This is a genomic window from Actinomadura sp. 21ATH, assembly GCF_041951345.1.
GTDB lineage: Bacteria > Actinomycetota > Actinomycetes > Streptosporangiales > Streptosporangiaceae > Spirillospora.
Genome location: NZ_JBGNUR010000011.1, coordinates 1 through 14,671, shown reverse-complemented (window position 1 = coordinate 14,671; position 14,671 = coordinate 1). Strand labels below are relative to the sequence as shown.

At 72.1% G+C, this 14,671-nt stretch carries 13 protein-coding genes and 2 rRNA genes; 4 read left to right on the top strand and 11 right to left on the bottom strand.

Annotated features, from left to right (window positions below):
* Positions 1–9: 9 nt before the first annotated feature.
* Genes ACA361_RS27525 through ACA361_RS27515 form a run of 3 tightly spaced genes read right to left on the bottom strand, consistent with a single transcriptional unit; the run spans position 10 to position 2,747 of the window.
* The gene (locus ACA361_RS27525; protein ID WP_375016506.1) at positions 10–435 is read right to left on the bottom strand and encodes a pyridoxamine 5'-phosphate oxidase family protein; all 426 of its coding nucleotides are present in this window, start codon (positions 433–435) and stop codon (positions 10–12) included.
* Between the two features lie 55 nt (positions 436–490).
* Positions 491–1,702, bottom strand: coding sequence for a pyridoxal phosphate-dependent aminotransferase (locus ACA361_RS27520; protein ID WP_375016503.1), 1,212 nt, complete (start codon positions 1,700–1,702; stop codon positions 491–493).
* 22 nt (positions 1,703–1,724) lie between these two features.
* The gene (locus ACA361_RS27515) at positions 1,725–2,747 is read right to left on the bottom strand and encodes a hypothetical protein (protein WP_375016501.1); all 1,023 of its coding nucleotides are present in this window, start codon (positions 2,745–2,747) and stop codon (positions 1,725–1,727) included.
* A gap of 218 nt (positions 2,748–2,965) precedes the next feature.
* On the opposite strand from ACA361_RS27515, the gene ACA361_RS27510 reads away from it, so the two are divergent.
* The 3 genes from ACA361_RS27510 to ACA361_RS27500 all read left to right on the top strand — a co-directional run bounded on the left by ACA361_RS27510 (position 2,966) and on the right by ACA361_RS27500 (position 5,679).
* Positions 2,966–3,658 (top strand): TetR/AcrR family transcriptional regulator, encoded by a 693-nt coding sequence (locus tag ACA361_RS27510; protein WP_375016499.1) that lies wholly within the window; start codon positions 2,966–2,968, stop codon positions 3,656–3,658.
* A 44-nt stretch (positions 3,659–3,702) separates the two neighbouring features.
* Positions 3,703–4,713, top strand: coding sequence for a diiron oxygenase (locus ACA361_RS27505; protein WP_375016498.1), 1,011 nt, complete (start codon positions 3,703–3,705; stop codon positions 4,711–4,713).
* A 144-nt stretch (positions 4,714–4,857) separates the two neighbouring features.
* On the top strand, positions 4,858–5,679 hold the full coding sequence (locus tag ACA361_RS27500) for an SDR family NAD(P)-dependent oxidoreductase (protein ID WP_375016497.1): 822 nt from the start codon (positions 4,858–4,860) through the stop codon (positions 5,677–5,679).
* 25 nt (positions 5,680–5,704) lie between these two features.
* Here the strand turns inward: ACA361_RS27500 and ACA361_RS27495 are convergent, their stop codons facing one another.
* The 4 genes from ACA361_RS27495 to ctaD all read right to left on the bottom strand — a co-directional run bounded on the left by ACA361_RS27495 (position 5,705) and on the right by ctaD (position 11,897).
* Positions 5,705–7,012: an ABC transporter substrate-binding protein gene (locus ACA361_RS27495; protein WP_375016495.1), complete on the bottom strand. Its 1,308-nt coding sequence runs from the start codon at positions 7,010–7,012 to the stop codon at positions 5,705–5,707.
* Complete coding sequence (locus ACA361_RS27490; RefSeq protein ID WP_375016493.1) at positions 6,993–7,373, bottom strand: DUF742 domain-containing protein; 381 nt, start codon at positions 7,371–7,373, stop codon at positions 6,993–6,995. Before ACA361_RS27490 ends, ACA361_RS27495 begins: the two co-directional genes overlap by 20 nt.
* The gene (locus tag ACA361_RS27485; RefSeq protein WP_375016491.1) at positions 7,373–10,048 is read right to left on the bottom strand and encodes a nitrate- and nitrite sensing domain-containing protein; all 2,676 of its coding nucleotides are present in this window, start codon (positions 10,046–10,048) and stop codon (positions 7,373–7,375) included. The genes ACA361_RS27490 and ACA361_RS27485 overlap by 1 nt, the downstream gene beginning before the upstream one ends.
* Before the next feature lie 181 nt (positions 10,049–10,229).
* The gene (gene ctaD, locus ACA361_RS27480; RefSeq protein WP_375016489.1) at positions 10,230–11,897 is read right to left on the bottom strand and encodes a cytochrome c oxidase subunit I; all 1,668 of its coding nucleotides are present in this window, start codon (positions 11,895–11,897) and stop codon (positions 10,230–10,232) included.
* A gap of 93 nt (positions 11,898–11,990) precedes the next feature.
* Here ctaD and ACA361_RS27475 point away from each other — a divergent pair, with 93 nt between their 5' ends.
* Positions 11,991–12,488, top strand: a complete 498-nt coding sequence (locus ACA361_RS27475) for a DUF523 domain-containing protein (protein ID WP_375016487.1) — start codon at positions 11,991–11,993, stop codon at positions 12,486–12,488.
* 3 nt (positions 12,489–12,491) lie between these two features.
* On the opposite strand, the gene ACA361_RS27470 is transcribed toward ACA361_RS27475, so the two are convergent.
* From ACA361_RS27470 to ACA361_RS27455, 4 genes are all read right to left on the bottom strand, one after another.
* The gene (locus ACA361_RS27470; protein WP_375016485.1) at positions 12,492–13,634 is read right to left on the bottom strand and encodes an RNA polymerase sigma factor; all 1,143 of its coding nucleotides are present in this window, start codon (positions 13,632–13,634) and stop codon (positions 12,492–12,494) included.
* Positions 13,631–14,050 (bottom strand): YciI family protein, encoded by a 420-nt coding sequence (locus ACA361_RS27465; RefSeq protein ID WP_375016483.1) that lies wholly within the window; start codon positions 14,048–14,050, stop codon positions 13,631–13,633. The genes ACA361_RS27470 and ACA361_RS27465 overlap by 4 nt, the downstream gene beginning before the upstream one ends.
* A gap of 135 nt (positions 14,051–14,185) precedes the next feature.
* Positions 14,186–14,302 (bottom strand): 5S ribosomal RNA (gene rrf, locus ACA361_RS27460).
* A gap of 157 nt (positions 14,303–14,459) precedes the next feature.
* Positions 14,460–14,671 (bottom strand): 23S ribosomal RNA (locus ACA361_RS27455); the annotation flags it as partial.

Genomic DNA, 14,671 nt, shown 5'->3' with positions numbered 1-14,671 from the left:
CCGCGGCGGTCACCGGTGGCCGAGGCGGCGGCCGGAGATCTCCTGCGGCTCGATCCGGATGTAGGCGGGGCGGTCGCCACCCGGCCACGGCTCGACGGAGGCGCCCGTCGGGCGCTCGTGGTCGGGCAGGTGCTCGCCGCCGCCGCGCAGCAGCACGCTCCAGCCCTCGTGCCGCTCCTCGTCGATCCGGTCGACCTCGAACGCGACCCGGACCGCCGCGCCGGTCAGGACGGTCGCCAGGCTCTGGTTGAGCCGTCCCTCCAGGCTGGTACGGAAGATCACCGCGGTGCCCTCGACGGTGTAGTTCACCGGGATGACGGTGGGTCCCTCGCCGTCGTCGAACGCGACCCGGCCGACCCCGCCGGGCGAGATCAGCTCAAGGCACTCCGCGGCGTCCAGCTCCTCGAGGACGGGACGGTCGGCAGGTGTGTTCATGGACGGGGTCCTTCCCCCGTTACCGCGCTCTCACGCCCGCCGGCGTCCCCGCCGGTCAGCCGCGGCGGGACTCCAGGAACTCGCCGATCCGGCCGATCGCCTCCTCCAGGTCGTCGGCGTACTGGAGCGTCACCACGCGGAAGTGGTCGGTGGCGGGCCAGTTGAACCCGGTCCCCTGGACGATCAGGATCCGCTGCTGCTCCAGCAGGTCGAACGCGAACCGCATGTCGTCCTCGATCGGGTACACGTCCGGGTCCAGGCGCGGGAAGACGTACAGGGCGCCGTCCGGCCGGGCGCAGCTGACGCCGGGGATGTCGTTCAGCAGCTTCCAGGCTCGGTCGCGCTGCTCGCCGAGCCTGCCGGTCGGCAGTACCAGGTCGTCGATGCTCTGGTAGCCGCCGAGCGCGGCCTGGATCGCGTGCTGGCCGGGGACGTTGGGGCACAGCCGCATGTTGGCCAGGATGTCCAGGCCCTCGATGTACGACTCGGCGTGCTCGGTGGGGCCGGACAGGATCAGCCAGCCGGAGCGGAACCCGGCGACCCGGTAGTTCTTGGACAGCCCGCCGAAGGTGAGGCACAGCAGGTCGGGGGCCAGCGAGGCGATGGAGACGTGCTCGGCGCCGTCGTACAGGATCCGGTCGTAGATCTCGTCCGCGAAGACGATCAGGTTGCGGCGGCGGGCGATCTCGACGATGCCCTCCAGCACCGGGCGCGGGTAGACGGCGCCGGTCGGGTTGTTCGGATTGATGATCACGATCGCCCGGGTGCGGTCGGTGATCTTCGCCTCGATGTCCTCCAGCGAGGGCGCCCAGGCCGCGGCCTCGTCGCACAGGTAGTGGACGGGCGTCCCGCCGGTCAGGGAGACGCCGGCCGTCCAGAGCGGGTAGTCGGGCGCCGGGATCAGCACCTCGTCGCCGTTGTCGAGCAGCGCCTGCAAGGTCATCACGATCAGCTCGGAGACACCGTTCCCGAGGTAGACGTCCTCGACGTCCACACCGACGATGCCCTGCTCCTGCGCGCGCTGCACTACGGCGCGGCGGGCGGGGAGGATGCCCTTGGAGTCGCTGTAGCCGTGCGCCTCCGGCAGGTTGAGCACCATGTCCTGCAGCAGCTCGGGCGGGGCCTCGAAGCCGAACGGGGCCGGGTTGCCGATGTGCAGCTTGAGGATCCGCTGCCCTTCCGCCTCCAGCTGCTTGGCGCGCTTGAGCACCGGGCCGCGGATGTCGTAGCAGACGTTGGCGAGCTTGCTCGACTGAGTGACCTGCATGGACGCAGCATATCCGCGACGATCAACGCATTTTCGCCGCGGGGTGCGCGGCCCCGCGCCGGGCCGCGCGGGCGGCGATCGGGATCCCGGCGGCGGCCCCGGCGACGACGATCAGGCCGATCTGGAGGGGCTGGGCGGCGAACGGCGCATCCCGCGCCCTGGTCAGCGCCCACCCCAGGAACAGCCCGATCCCGGTGCCCGCGGCCGTACCGAGCAGCACCCCGACGAGCGCCTCCCAGAGCCCCGCCCTATCCCGCGCTGGAACGGCCCGCACCATGCGCGCACGCACCGGCCGAGCCGGCATGCCGACCGTCCCGAGCAGCACCACCACGACCGCCAGCGCGAACATGCCGTCCACGGCACCGGCGAGCGCGCTCGCGTCCGTCCCCGCCGGCAGCCGCCCGGCGGCCGCACGCGCCGCCCCGGCGACCACCGCCAGCAGCGCGACCGCCCCGGCCCCCACCATGACCACCCCGGCCGCACAACGTGAGTCACGGGCGGCCGGTGGGCCGCCCCTGGGGATGCCGGCCGGCGAGGCGCTCGTGAGGACCGCCGCGAGGCGGGCGGCGGCCGGGCCGAGCAGGGCCGTGACGGCCACCGTCATTGCGGCGCCCGCGTCGGTCATGCTGGCCGAGCCGATCAGCGCGCCGGTGACGACCGCGCCCGCGGCGATGGCCGCCAGCACGAGCCCGACCAGGATGCGCGCCGTCGCCGTACGGTGCTCCGCCGGCGGCACCCGCGCCCGCTCGGGGGCGCGCCGCCCGCGGGTGGCGGCGAACGCGCGGTGGACGCCGAGCCCCGCCACCAGCAGCGCCACCGTCCCGAAGATCGCGGGCGCGTCGCGGAGCAGCGTCAGGGAGCCGCCGCGTTCCGGGCCGGACGCCGGGAGGCGGTCCAGTGCGGCCGCGAGCGTGTCGCCCAGGACCAGCGTCCCGGCCGGCCACGCCACGCCCAGGGACACCGCCGCGAGCGGGCACGTCACCCGGCCCCGGGCGCCGCGGGCCTCGGACCTGATCGTCACCGGGGACCCCGTCGTCTCCGCCATGGACGCGATCCTCGTCCACCGGCATGCCGCCCGTCGTCGGGTGAGGAGCGTCACCCGGGCTGCATCCAGGGGTGCAGCAAGCCGCGAGCCCGTACACCGCAAGGCGTACACGCGTCCATGGCCGCGAGCGAATCAGACTCGATGTCCAATTGTGATGCGCGCAACATACAAGCAGGCTTGCTTGCTTGTAACCGCGCTCGTACCTTCGAGGTGTGTCAGTGAACGAGCGACGGCGCCACCACCGCCGGCACGGCGGGCGGCGCACCCAGGCCCAGCGGCGGACCGAGACCCAGCAGCGGCTGCTGGACGCCACCGCCGAGGCACTGGCCGATCTCGGCTGGTCGGGCCTGTCGACGACCGAGGTGTCGCGGCGCGCCGGCGTCTCGCGCGGCGCGCAGCAGCACCACTACCCGACGAAGATGGCGCTGGTCGCCGCCGCTCTGGAGCACCTGCTGGACCGGCTGCGGGCCGAGTACGAGCAGGCGTTCGCCGCACTCCCCCAGGACCGGCGCGACGTCGCGGGGGCCCTGGACCTGTTCTGGGACACGCTGCGGCAGCCGCCCGCGATGGCGCTGCTGGAGCTGGCCCTGGCCGGCCGTACCGACGAGGACCTGCGCGCCCTCAGCGTCGACCTCAACGAGCGCGTGATCCAGATCGTCAAGGAGGTGTTCCACGACCTGTTCCCGGAGACCCTCCCGCCGGATCTCGTGGACACCCTGATCCGCGGCCTGTTCGCCCTGCTGGTCGGGCTGTCGCTACAGAACTCGCTGGACGGCGACGCCCGCGGCCACCAGGCCGCCGTGCTGGCCCAGCTGAAGGACTTCGCCCGGCTGCTCGTCCCCGACACCGGCGCCGTACCGGGTACGGCCGCCCCGGCCGAGGCGGCCCCCGCCGCCGCACCCGCCCCCTGACCCCGACCCCACCCCTGAGCACGACCCGCGAGGGAGCCCCCGACATGACCAAAGCCCCCACCGAACTCGCCGAGGAAGTCCGCGAGCAGGTCAAGGACCGCGGCTCCTACCACGGCGTCATCGACCGCCTCAACAAGGCGTCCGTCGACAAGCACTGGGAAGCGTACGTCGACATCCCCTGGGACGACCCGGAACTCCAGATCGACCCGAACGACCCGCGCTGGATCCTGGGCGAGATGGACCAGCTCGGCCGCACCGAGTGGTACCGGTCACAGCCGGTCGAGATCCAGGCGCAGATCGGGCTGTGGCGGGTGGCCACCGCGATGAAGATCGGGCTGCAGTTCGAGAACCTGCTCAAGCGCGGGCTGCTCAACTACGCGTACTGGCTGCCGAACGGGCGGCCCGAGTTCCGGTACGTCTACCACGAGACGACCGAGGAATGTCATCACGGCATGATGTTCCAGGAGTTCGTGAACCGCACGAAGATGCCGATCCGCGGCATGCCCCGGGCGCTCACCACGCTCGCCCAGGTCGCCCCCTGGATCCCGCTGGTCAACACGGAGCTTTTCTTCATCTTCGTGCTCGGCGGCGAGGACCCGATCGACTACGTGCAGCGCAAGAACCTCAAGGGCGGGCACATCAAGCACCCGCTCGAAGAGATGATCATGAAGATCCACATCGCCGAGGAGGCCCGGCACATCTCGTTCGCCCGGCACTACCTCAAGCACCGGGTGCCCAACCTGAGCAAGGGCCGGCGGCGCGCCATCGGCATCGCCTCGCCGCTCATCCTCGGCTGGATGGCGCGGATCATGCTCTCCCCGCCCGGGCCGATGGTCAAGCGGTTCAACATCCCGCCGGAGGTCGTCCGCGAGGCGTACAAGGACGGCGCCCACATGGACGAGGTCAGCGACTCGGTCGGCAAGGTCCGCGACCTGATGTTCGAGCTGGGCCTGATCACCCCGGTCAACCGCCGGCTGTGGAAGGCGCTGGGCATCTGGGACGAGCCCAAGCAGCGCCGCACGAACACCCGGCGCCGCGCGCCCAAGGCCGCCTGAGCCGCCGCGCCCCGCCCGCCTCCCGTGCGAATGTGCGCGGGAGGCGGGCCGGAGTGTTGCCCGGGACGGGTGTTCAAGGGGACGCGGCCGCCCTAGACTCGGCGCAATTCAACACGGCATCCAATATGTGAGCGGAGCAGCGCGATGAGCATCGCTATCGTGACCGGGGGCGCGTCCGGCATCGGCCGGGCCATCGCCACGGCACTGGTGGCCCGCGGCGACACCGTCGTCGTCACCGACATCGACGAGGCCGGCGCGGGCAAGGTCGCCGACCGCCTCAACACGCTCGGCCGCGGCAAGGCGTCCGCCGCCCGGCTCGACGTCACCGACGCCGCCGCGGTCGCCGCGGCCTACGGCGCGGTGCGCGACGAGCACGGCGCGCTCGACCTGGTGTTCAACAACGCCGGCATCGCGATCGGCGGGCTGGCCGAGGAGCTCACCCTCGACCACTGGAACCGCGCGATCGACATCAACCTCAAGGGCGTGGTGCACGGCGTGCACGCCGCGTACCCGCTCATGCTGGAGCAGGGCTCCGGGCACATCGTCAACACCGCCTCGCTCGCCGGGCTCGTCCCGATGCCGATCGGGATCCCCTACACCGCCACCAAGCACGCCGTCGTCGGCCTGTCGCTCGGCCTGCGCGCCGAGGCCGCCGGCCGCGGCGTCAAGGTCAGCGTCGTGTGCCCCAGCTTCGTCGACACCCCGCTGCTCGCCAACGTCAACCCCGGCCTGCCCGAGACGCCGATGAGCGGCGACGCCAAGGACGACATCGCCAAGGCGTCCCCGCGGCTCTACACCGCCGAGAAACTCGCCCGCGACATCATGCGCGGCGTGCGCCGCAACCAGGCGCTCATCGTCGCCCCCGCGCACGGCCGGGCCGCCTGGCGCGGCGTCCGCCTCAACCCCGGCGCCGCCGTACGGGTCGCGCAGCTCGCCGTGGACCGGATCCGCGCCGACAAGCGCTGAGCCGCGGCCGGGGCCGGCTCCGGGGTCACCGCGGGTTGTAGCAGGGCGTGTCGAGCCGGTGGGCCTTGACCGTCCGCCCCGCGAGGAAGTCCGTGATCACCCGCGTGCCGGTGTACTGCCGCTCGTCGGGACGCGAGATCACCGACTCGCGGAACGCCGCCGAGTTCGGGGTGCCCGAGAAGTCGCCCGCGTGCGCCGGCAGCATGCCCTCGTAGTCCACCCGCGTCACCTGGCCGAGCGCCTCGTACACGCCCTCCCGCGTCAGGTTCCCGTTCGCCGCCGCCTTCTCCAGGACGGTCTTCAGCGCGTACGACAGCGTCCAGCCCGTGGTGTACGAGTCGTCCGGATCCACCCGGCCGAGCGCCTGGCGCATCGCGGTGTGCCCCGGCGAGTCGTACGCGAACGGCTTCCAGGGCGCCACGTACCAGAACCGCTCCTTCAGCACCGGGAACGCCGGCGAACGCAACAGCTCCTTGACGAAGGTCGGGTTGCTGCCCATGAACCGGCCGCCGAACCCCGCGGCCACGGTCTTGGCGACGATGGCCGCCGCCTCGGCCGGGCCCGTCGTCAGCATCACCACGTCGGGTTTGCGCTCCACGATCGCCCTGATCGCCGCGTCCTGCGCCGCCGCGCCCTGCCGGGTCGGCACCTCCGAGTACGACAGCCCGCGCGCCCGGGCGGCGGCCTTCGCACCGGCCGCCGCGTCGCCGCCGTAGTCCCCCGGGAAGTACACCGCCATCGCGCTGCGCGCCCCCAGGTTGTCGACGGCGTAGTCGATGCCGTTCATGGCCTCGAAGCAGTACGACGCCCCCGCCTCCAGGATGACGTTCTCGAACTCCCACTTGGACGGGTACGAGGCGGGCACCGCGATCATCCGCGCGGCGCGCAGCTCGGTCAGGATCGCCTCGGTCGTCGGCGACCCCAGGCTCTGCGCCAGCGCCAGCACATCGTCCTTGATCTCCTGGAAGGCGCGGCGGTGCGTGGCGGGGTCGTACCTGTTGTCGCGGACGTACGTGCGCGCGTCGATGTCGTACCCGCCGATGCCGCCCTGCCGGTTGATCCGGTCCCAGAACGCCTGCTGCGCCCGCGTCAGCGGCACCCCCAGCGACTTGAACGGCCCCGCCGACAGGTCGGAGACGATGCCCAGGTAGATGCAGCCGTTGTCCTTGTTGACCGGCTGCGGGCACGGCTTCCCGGTGACGCCCGGGGCCGGCGACGCCGAGCCGTCGTCGCCCGCACCGCCGCAGCCCGCCGCCAGCAGCGCCAGCAGCGCCGTCCCGGCCAGCAGCGCCTTGCCCCGGGCCCGGAGCCCGTCAGAGCGCACGGAGACCATCGATCACTTCCTTGAGAATGCGCACGTCGGGACGGCCCGCCTGGAGGACCGGAGTCTGGACCTCCAGCAGGCCCCGTTCGATCAGATCGCCCAGCAGCACGCGGATCACGCCCACCGGCAGCAGCAGGTCGGCGGCCAGCTCGGCCACCGACACCGGGTTGATGCAGCGCTCCAGGATCCGCTCGTCCTCGGGCCCCAGCGTCGCCGGCTCCGGCATCGGCACCTCGGCCGTCACCACGACCGCGATCAGGTCCAGCTCGCCGCCGCGCTGGCGGGTCCGGCCGCGCGCCACGGCGAACGGCCGGACCACCGGCCCGGCCTCCTCATCGACCCACAGGTCGTCCGGCCCGCCCCCGGACATCACGCGCCGCCGCCCCCGTACCAGGAGCCGTCGCCGCCGGGCCCCTCCGGCCCCTGCTCACCGCCGTCCGGCGCGGCCTCGTCCCGGCCGCGCCGCCAGCCGCGCTGCATCGTCGCCATGAGATCGCGCGCCGCCTCCGGCGACCGCGCCACCGGCTCGTCCTCCGCCGCCGGCTCCTCCTCCTGCGGGGACCGCTTGAGCTGCGGCGCGATACTCGCCTGCCGCCGCCTCCTGGGCAACGGCAGCTCCCCGGTCGTCAACGTCGGCGGATGCTCCCCGGCACCCCCCGAAAAGCTCGCATACTCCCCGGACCCCCCGGACGACGCGTACTCGCCCGTCTCGCCGGAGGCCCCATGTCCCTCCGCTCCGCCGGACGCGTACCCGCCGGAGGAGGCGTACTCGCCGGACGCGCCGGGAGACGCATGACCCTCCGTTCCACCGGGGGACGTGTACTCGCCTGGCCTGCTCGGGAGCGCGTACCCGCCCGTTCCGGCGGGGGAGGCGCCTTCGCCGGGGCCGGGGCCGTCGGTCTGCGGGGCGGGGGCGTCGCCCCACAGGGGGGCGCCGGGGCGGTCGGCCGGTGGGGTGGTGCCGGGGCCGGTCGGGCCGGCGAAGCCGGTGGGGCCGATCGTCGCGATCGGGCCGGTCGCCTCGCTGGGACGGTGCGCCGGCTCGCCCCCGCTCGCGGGCCCGGTGGGCACGGGCGCGGCCAGGGCCGGTACGGTCCCGGACGGGCCGGCGGCGATCGGGGCGGGCGCGCGGCGGCGGGCGGCCGCGTCGATCTCGCCCGGCTCCACGACCAGTTCCGGCGGGACCAGCGCGATGGCGATGACGCCGCCGTACGGCGAGCCGCGCAGCGTGACCTTGATGCCGTGCCGGGCCGCCAGCCGCGCCACCACGAACAGGCCGAGCCGGGCGCTGTCGTCCAGGTCCAGCTCGGGGTCGGTCGCCAGCAGCCGGTTGAGCTCCGCCATCGTCTCCGGGTCGATGCCGAGACCGCGGTCCTCGACCTCCAGCGCGAAGCCGTGCGCGACCTGCTGGCCGGTCACCCGGATCGGGGTGCTGGGCGGGGAGAACGCCGCCGCGTTCTCGATCAGCTCGGCCATCAGGTGGATGGTGTCGGCCACGGCGGGGCCGGTCAGCGCGGTCCGTCCCATCGGCACGACCTCGACGCGGGCGTAGTCCTCCACCTCGGCGGCCGCGGCGCGGGCCACGTCCACGAGCCGGACGGGGTTGCGCCAGCTGCGGCCGGACGGGCGGCCGGACAGGATCACCAGGCCCTCGGCGTGCCGCCGCATCCGGGTGGCCAGCGAGTCGAGCTCGAACAGCCGCTCCAGCTCGTCCGGGTCCTCGGTGGCGCGCTGCATCCCCTCCAGCATCCGCAGCAGCCGCTGCAGCAGCGACTGGTTGCGGCGGGCCAGGGTCACGAACACCTCGTTCAGCCGCTTGTGCGCGGCCGCCTCGCCCTCGGCCGCGCGGACGACCTCCCGGCGGGCCTCACCGAACGCGCGGTCGATCTGCGCGATCTCCGTCACCCGGAACGCCCCGGACGCGCGCGGCGCCTCCTGCGGGACGGGCTCGCCGCGCCGCGCCCGCTCGCTGATCTCCGGCAGCCGGTGGTGCGCGAACTCCGACACGGTGGCGGCCATGTCGCGGCTCTCCACGATCAGCCGGCGGCCGGCCCGCACCGCGACGACGATCGCCACCACGACCGCGACCAGCCCGAGCCCGCCCATCAGGCCGAGCCGCAGCAGCACGCTGTTCGCCTCGTCGCGGGCGCGCGCCGTGGTGCCGGACCGGATCTCGTTCGAGAACCCCGCCAGCTGGGCGTCCGCGGACTCCGTCGAGGTGTGCCACGCGCCGATGTCGACGGCGGGCCGCTGATCGGTCGCGCCGCCGCGCATCAGCCGGTCCTCCAGGTCCTTGAACCGGGTGAACTCGGGGCCGGAGACGATCCGCTCGTACGCCGCGCGCTCGGCGGGCGGGAGGCCGCGCGAGGCGTCGTCGTACAGGAACCGGTGCGCCCCGGCGAGCTGCACCAGCTGCAGGTGCTCCTGGCCCTCCAGCCGCCCGGCCGCCAGCGCGCCGGTCACCAGCGCGTCCTCGCGGGCGAGGTTCTCCCTGGCTCGTTCCAGGGTGCGCAGGATGCGGTTGGCCCGCACGAGCTCGGGGTCCAGCGAGTGGACCTCGTCGTAGATCTCGGCGGCCAGCTCGATGTACTCGGTGTAGCGGCCGAGCGCCTGCGAGCGGTCCAGCGCCCGCCCGTCCACGGAGCGGCGCAGCTCGTCCAGGCCGGTGAGCGCGCTCGCCAGCCGCGCCATCCGGTCCCGCGTCGCCGGCCGGGTCGCGCCGGCGATGTCGCCGTCGGCCGCCGACCGGCGGAACAGGTCGCGGGTGCGGTCGGTCTCCGCGCGCTGGGCGTCGAACCCGGCGCGGCCGATCGTGGCGTCGTCGCCGAGGAACGACAGCGACATGCGGCGCTCGTCCTGCAGCGCCGCGATCATCTGGTCGGTCGGCCGGAGCACCTTCTCGGTGAACGTGCGCGCCCGCGTCTGCCGGAGGCTGTCCTGCAGCGACTGGGCCGCGGCGAACGCCCACAGCGCCACCAACGCGGTGACCGGCAGGACGAGCAGGATCACGATCCTGGACTTGACCGACCTCGTACGCCCCGCCATCAGGCCCCCACGCCGGCGGCACGGACAACGCTCACGGCGCCCCCTACGGTCTCCTGTGATCCATCTCACTCGACGGTGTGAGAACCGTACTCCATCCCCGCGAGACACTCGGCGGGTTTGCCTCATGGCAGGTGATTGTTACTCCCGCGTGACGAAGCGGTCGGCCGGGCGGGCGGAAACCTCATTGCTTCGATGGACCAACACGCCCCTGCTCCACCGCCGTCCGCCGCGGAAAGTGCAGGTCGAACGCGGGTCGTTCGGACCGGATCCGGGGGATCGCGACGAAATTATGCCGTGGCGGCGGGGACGACGTCGCCCATTCCAGAGAGTTGCCGAACCCCCACGGATCGTCGGCGTCCACCCGCGGCGCGTGCCGGGCCGTCCGGTACACGTTGTAGATGAAGAACAGGGTGGAAAGCCCCAGGATCAGGGCGCCCAGGCTCGACACGCGGTTCAGCGCCGTGAACTCATCCGGGTAGTCCGCGTACCGCCGCGGCATCCCCTCGGCCCCCAGCCAGTGCTGCACCAGGAACGTCGTGTGGAAGCCGATGAAAAGGAACCAGAAGTGCCACTTGCCGAGCGGCTCGTTCAGCATCTTCCCCGTCATCTTCGGCCACCAGAAGTAGAAGCCCGCGAACATCGCGAAGACCACCGTGCCGAACACCACGTAATGGAAGTGCGCCACCACGAAGTACGAATCCGTGACGTGGAAGTCCAGCGGCGGCGACGCCAGGATCACCCCGGTCAGCCCGCCGAACAGGAACGTCACCAGGAAACCGACCGAGAACAGCATCGGCGTCTCCATCGTGATCGTCCCGCGCCACATCGTGCCGACCCAGTTGAAGAACTTGATGCCGGTCGGCACCGCGATCAGGAACGACATGAACGAGAAGAACGGCAGCAGCACCTGCCCGGTGGCGAACATGTGATGCGCCCACACCGCCATCGACAGCCCGGCGATCGTGATCGTCGCGCCCACCATCCCGATGTACCCGAACAGCGGCTTGCGGCTGAACACCGGAATGACCTCGGTGATGATGCCGAAGAACGGCAGCGCGATGATGTACACCTCGGGATGGCCGAAGAACCAGAACAGGTGCTGCCACAGCAGCGCGCCGCCCAGCGCCGGGTCGTACACGTGCGCGCCCAGCCGCCGGTCCGCCTCCAGCGCCAGCAGCGCCGCCGCCAGCACCGGGAACGCCATCAGCACGAGCAGGCTCGTCAGCAGGATGTTCCAGGTGAAGATCGGCATCCGGAACATCGTCATGCCCGGCGCCCGCATCCCGATGATCGTCGTGATGAAGTTGACCCCGCCCAGGATGGTGCCGAACCCCGACAGCACCAGCCCCATGATCCACAGATCGCCGCCCACCCCCGGCGACCGGACGGCGTCCGACAGCGGCGCGTACCCCGTCCAGCCGAAGCTCGCCGCCCCGCCCGGCGCCACGAACGAGAAGAACACGATCAGCCCGCCGAACAGGAACAGCCAGTAGCTGAACATGTTGAGCCGCGGGAACGCCACGTCCGGCGCCCCGATCTGCAGCGGCATGATCACGTTCGCGAACCCCACGAACAGCGGCGTCGCGAACAGCAGCAGCATCACCGTCCCGTGGACGGTGAACATCTGGTTGTACTGCTCGTTGCTCACCATCTGCAGGCCCGGTTCGGCCAGCTCTCCCCGCAGCACCATGGCCATCAGCCCGGCCAGCAGGAAGAAGACGAACGAGGTGGTCAGATACAGATATCCGATCACCTTGTGATCGGTGGTCGTGATCCACGAAACCAGCGCCGAACCCGCGGGACGCACCCGCGGCTGCGCCTCCGGTACGGGGCGGCCGAGAAGGACCATGCCGACGCTCCTGTGAACGGGGTCACTTCAACTATTCGCCGCCGTCCCACCAGACGCAAGAGACGGTTTCCGGGGCCGCATAACCTGGACGGCATGGAACGCATCCTGGTGAGCGCCTGCCTGCTGGGACGGCCCGTCCGCTACGACGGCGCCGCCAAACCCGTGCACGGCGCGCTCATGGACCGCTGGCGCGCCGAGGGCCGCCTGGTGCCGTTCTGCCCGGAGGTGTCCGGGGGCCTGCCCACCCCGCGCCCGCCCGCCGAACTCGACGGGGACGCCGCCGCCGTCCTGGACGGCACCGCCCGCGTCCTGACCGCCGACGGCACCGACGTCACCGCCGCCTTCCTCCGCGGCGCCCGCCTGGCCCTGGCCGCCGCCGAACGCGCCGGCGCCCGCATGGCGATCCTCAAGGAGGGCAGCCCCTCCTGCGCCACCCACCACGTCCACGACGGGACGTTCACCGGCACCAAGACGCCCGGCGCCGGCATCACGACGGCCCTGCTGCGCCGCGCGGGTGTCCAGGTCTTCGCCGAGACCGCCCTCGACGACGCCGCGGCCCACCTGGCCCGCCTGGAGGCCGCCCCCGCCTGACCGTCAGCGGCGGGTGCTGTTCAGGCGGGCGGCCTGGCGGGTCAGGTGATCGCGTTCGGCGAGGTTGGGGGCCTTCCCTGCCGCCTCCGCGTACAGGCGCGCCGCCGTCGCCAGGTCCCCCGCGCGCTCATGGAGGTACGCGGCGACCGCGGCATGGCGGGGCAGCGAGTCGTCCAGCTCCGCGAGCGCCGCCAGTCCCGCGTGCGGCCCGTCGGCCTCACCGACGGCCACGGCGCGGTTCAGCCGCACGACAGGGCTGTCCGTCAGCTCCGCGAGCTCGTCGTACCACTCGACGATCTGCGGCCAGTCGGTCTCCTCCGCCGTGGGCGCGTCGGCGTGCAGCGCCGCGATGGCGGCCTGGGCCTGGAACTCGCCCAGCCGGTCACGGGCGAGTGCCGCCTGAAGGATCTCGACGCCCTCGGCGATCAGCGCGGTGTCCCAGCGGCCGCGGTCCTGCTCCGCGAGCGGCACCAGGCCGCCGTCGGGCGCCGTCCGCGTGGCGCGCCGGGCGTGGTGGAGCAGCATGAGCGCGAGCAGTCCCGCCACCTCGGGATGGTCGATCGACGCCGCGAGCCGGCGCGTGAGCCGGATCGCCTCGGCGGCGAGGTCGACGTCACCGGAGTAGCCCTCGTTGAACACCAGGTAGAGGACGCGCAGCACGGTGGCGACATCGCCCGGCTGATCGAACCGCACGCCGGAGACGGTGCGCTTGGCGCGGCTGATCCGCTGCGCCATGGTCGCCTCGGGGACCAGGTAGGCCGCGGCGATCTGGCGGGTGGTGAGCCCTCCCACGGCCCGCAGCGTGAGCGCGACCGCGGACGACGGCGTCAACGACGGGTGGGCGCACAGGAAGTAGAGCTGGAGCGTGTCGTCCACCTCGGAGGCCGGACCGGCCGCCGGCTCCTCCACGAGCAGTTCCTCGCGCCGCCGGCGGGCGCTGTCCGCCCGGGTCGCGTCGAGGAACCGGTGCCAGGCCGTGGTGATCAGCCACCCCTTCGGGTCCCGCGGCGGATCGTCCAGCCAGACGCTGACCGCCTTCACCAGGGCGTCCTGCACGGCGTCCTCGGCCGACGCGAAGTCGGCCCCGCGGCGGACGAGGATCCCGAGCACGCTCGGCACCAGGCTCCGGAGCAGAGCCTCGTTCATCGGTGATGACACTCCGTGGTGGTCGACGTGGCGGCCAGGAACGGGCGCACTTCCAGCCACTCCTGGATCGGCTCGCCGCCGGCCCCCGGGGCGGCCGACAGCTCCCCGGCCAGCTCGATGGCGCGCTCGTAGCCGTCGACGTCGATGACCATCCACCCGGCGATGAGGTCCTTGGTCTCGGCGAACGGGCCGTCGGTGACCGGCGGGCGTCCTTCACCGTCGTACCGGACGAACGTTCCCTCGGGCGCGAGTCCCTGGCTGTCGACGAACTCGCCGCTCTCCTCCAGCCGGGCCGCGAAGTCGCGCATGTACTGCACGTGCGCCGAGATCTCCTCCGGCGTCCACTTCTCCATGGGCACGTCGTTCACCGAGGCCGGAGCGCCACGGTAGTGCTTGAGCAGCAGGTACTTGGCCATAGGTGGTTCTCCTCCCTACTGGTACGCCCATCTTGACGCATCCACTACCGGGACGGAGCTTCCTCCGACGCACAAAGACCCCGGAAAATGAAGAAGGCCCCGCCACTTTCGTGGCGGGGCCTCCCCCTAATAAATGTCCGGCGGTGTCCTACTCTCCCACACAGTCTCCCATGCAGTACCATCGGCGCTGAAGGGCTTAACTTCCGGGTTCGGGATGGGACCGGGTGTTTCCCCTTCGCCATAACCACCGAACGACCCACGCACACACCCCAACACAAGGAGCGCGGCAAGACTCGTCCGAACCGTCAGGCTCGATATTCAAAATTTCAAACGGTTCCCGTTTGTTTTCCAGGAACCGCACAGGGACGCGAACACAATCTGCAGCAGAATCGCCAACCGAAACATAATGTGTGTCAAGTCGCTCGGCCTATTAGTACCGGTCGACTCCACACCTTACGATGCTTCCATCTCCGGCCTATCAACCCAATAGTCTGTTGGGGGCCTTACCCCCGCCGAAACGGGGAGGGAGAACTCATCTTGAGGAAGGCTTCCCGCTTAGATGCTTTCAGCGGTTATCCCGACCGAACGTAGCCAACCAGCCGTGCCCCTGGCGGGACAACT

What these genes read in the sequence shown, in the direction of transcription:
- ACA361_RS27475 (WP_375016487.1), top strand. Translation starts at nt 11,991, where the DNA reads ATGGAACGCATCCTGGTGAGCGCCTGCCTGCTGGGACGGCCCGTCCGC.
- ACA361_RS27505 (WP_375016498.1), top strand. Translation starts at nt 3,703, where the DNA reads ATGACCAAAGCCCCCACCGAACTCGCCGAGGAAGTCCGCGAGCAGGTC.
- ACA361_RS27500 (WP_375016497.1), top strand. Translation starts at nt 4,858, where the DNA reads ATGAGCATCGCTATCGTGACCGGGGGCGCGTCCGGCATCGGCCGGGCC.
- ACA361_RS27525 (WP_375016506.1), bottom strand. Translation starts at nt 435, where the DNA reads ATGAACACACCTGCCGACCGTCCCGTCCTCGAGGAGCTGGACGCCGCG.
- ACA361_RS27485 (WP_375016491.1), bottom strand. Translation starts at nt 10,048, where the DNA reads ATGGCGGGGCGTACGAGGTCGGTCAAGTCCAGGATCGTGATCCTGCTC.
- ACA361_RS27520 (WP_375016503.1), bottom strand. Translation starts at nt 1,702, where the DNA reads ATGCAGGTCACTCAGTCGAGCAAGCTCGCCAACGTCTGCTACGACATC.
- ACA361_RS27515 (WP_375016501.1), bottom strand. Translation starts at nt 2,747, where the DNA reads ATGGCGGAGACGACGGGGTCCCCGGTGACGATCAGGTCCGAGGCCCGC.
- ACA361_RS27470 (WP_375016485.1), bottom strand. Translation starts at nt 13,634, where the DNA reads ATGAACGAGGCTCTGCTCCGGAGCCTGGTGCCGAGCGTGCTCGGGATC.
- ACA361_RS27495 (WP_375016495.1), bottom strand. Translation starts at nt 7,012, where the DNA reads ATGGTCTCCGTGCGCTCTGACGGGCTCCGGGCCCGGGGCAAGGCGCTG.
- ACA361_RS27490 (WP_375016493.1), bottom strand. Translation starts at nt 7,373, where the DNA reads ATGTCCGGGGGCGGGCCGGACGACCTGTGGGTCGATGAGGAGGCCGGG.
- ctaD (WP_375016489.1), bottom strand. Translation starts at nt 11,897, where the DNA reads ATGGTCCTTCTCGGCCGCCCCGTACCGGAGGCGCAGCCGCGGGTGCGT.
- ACA361_RS27465 (WP_375016483.1), bottom strand. Translation starts at nt 14,050, where the DNA reads ATGGCCAAGTACCTGCTGCTCAAGCACTACCGTGGCGCTCCGGCCTCG.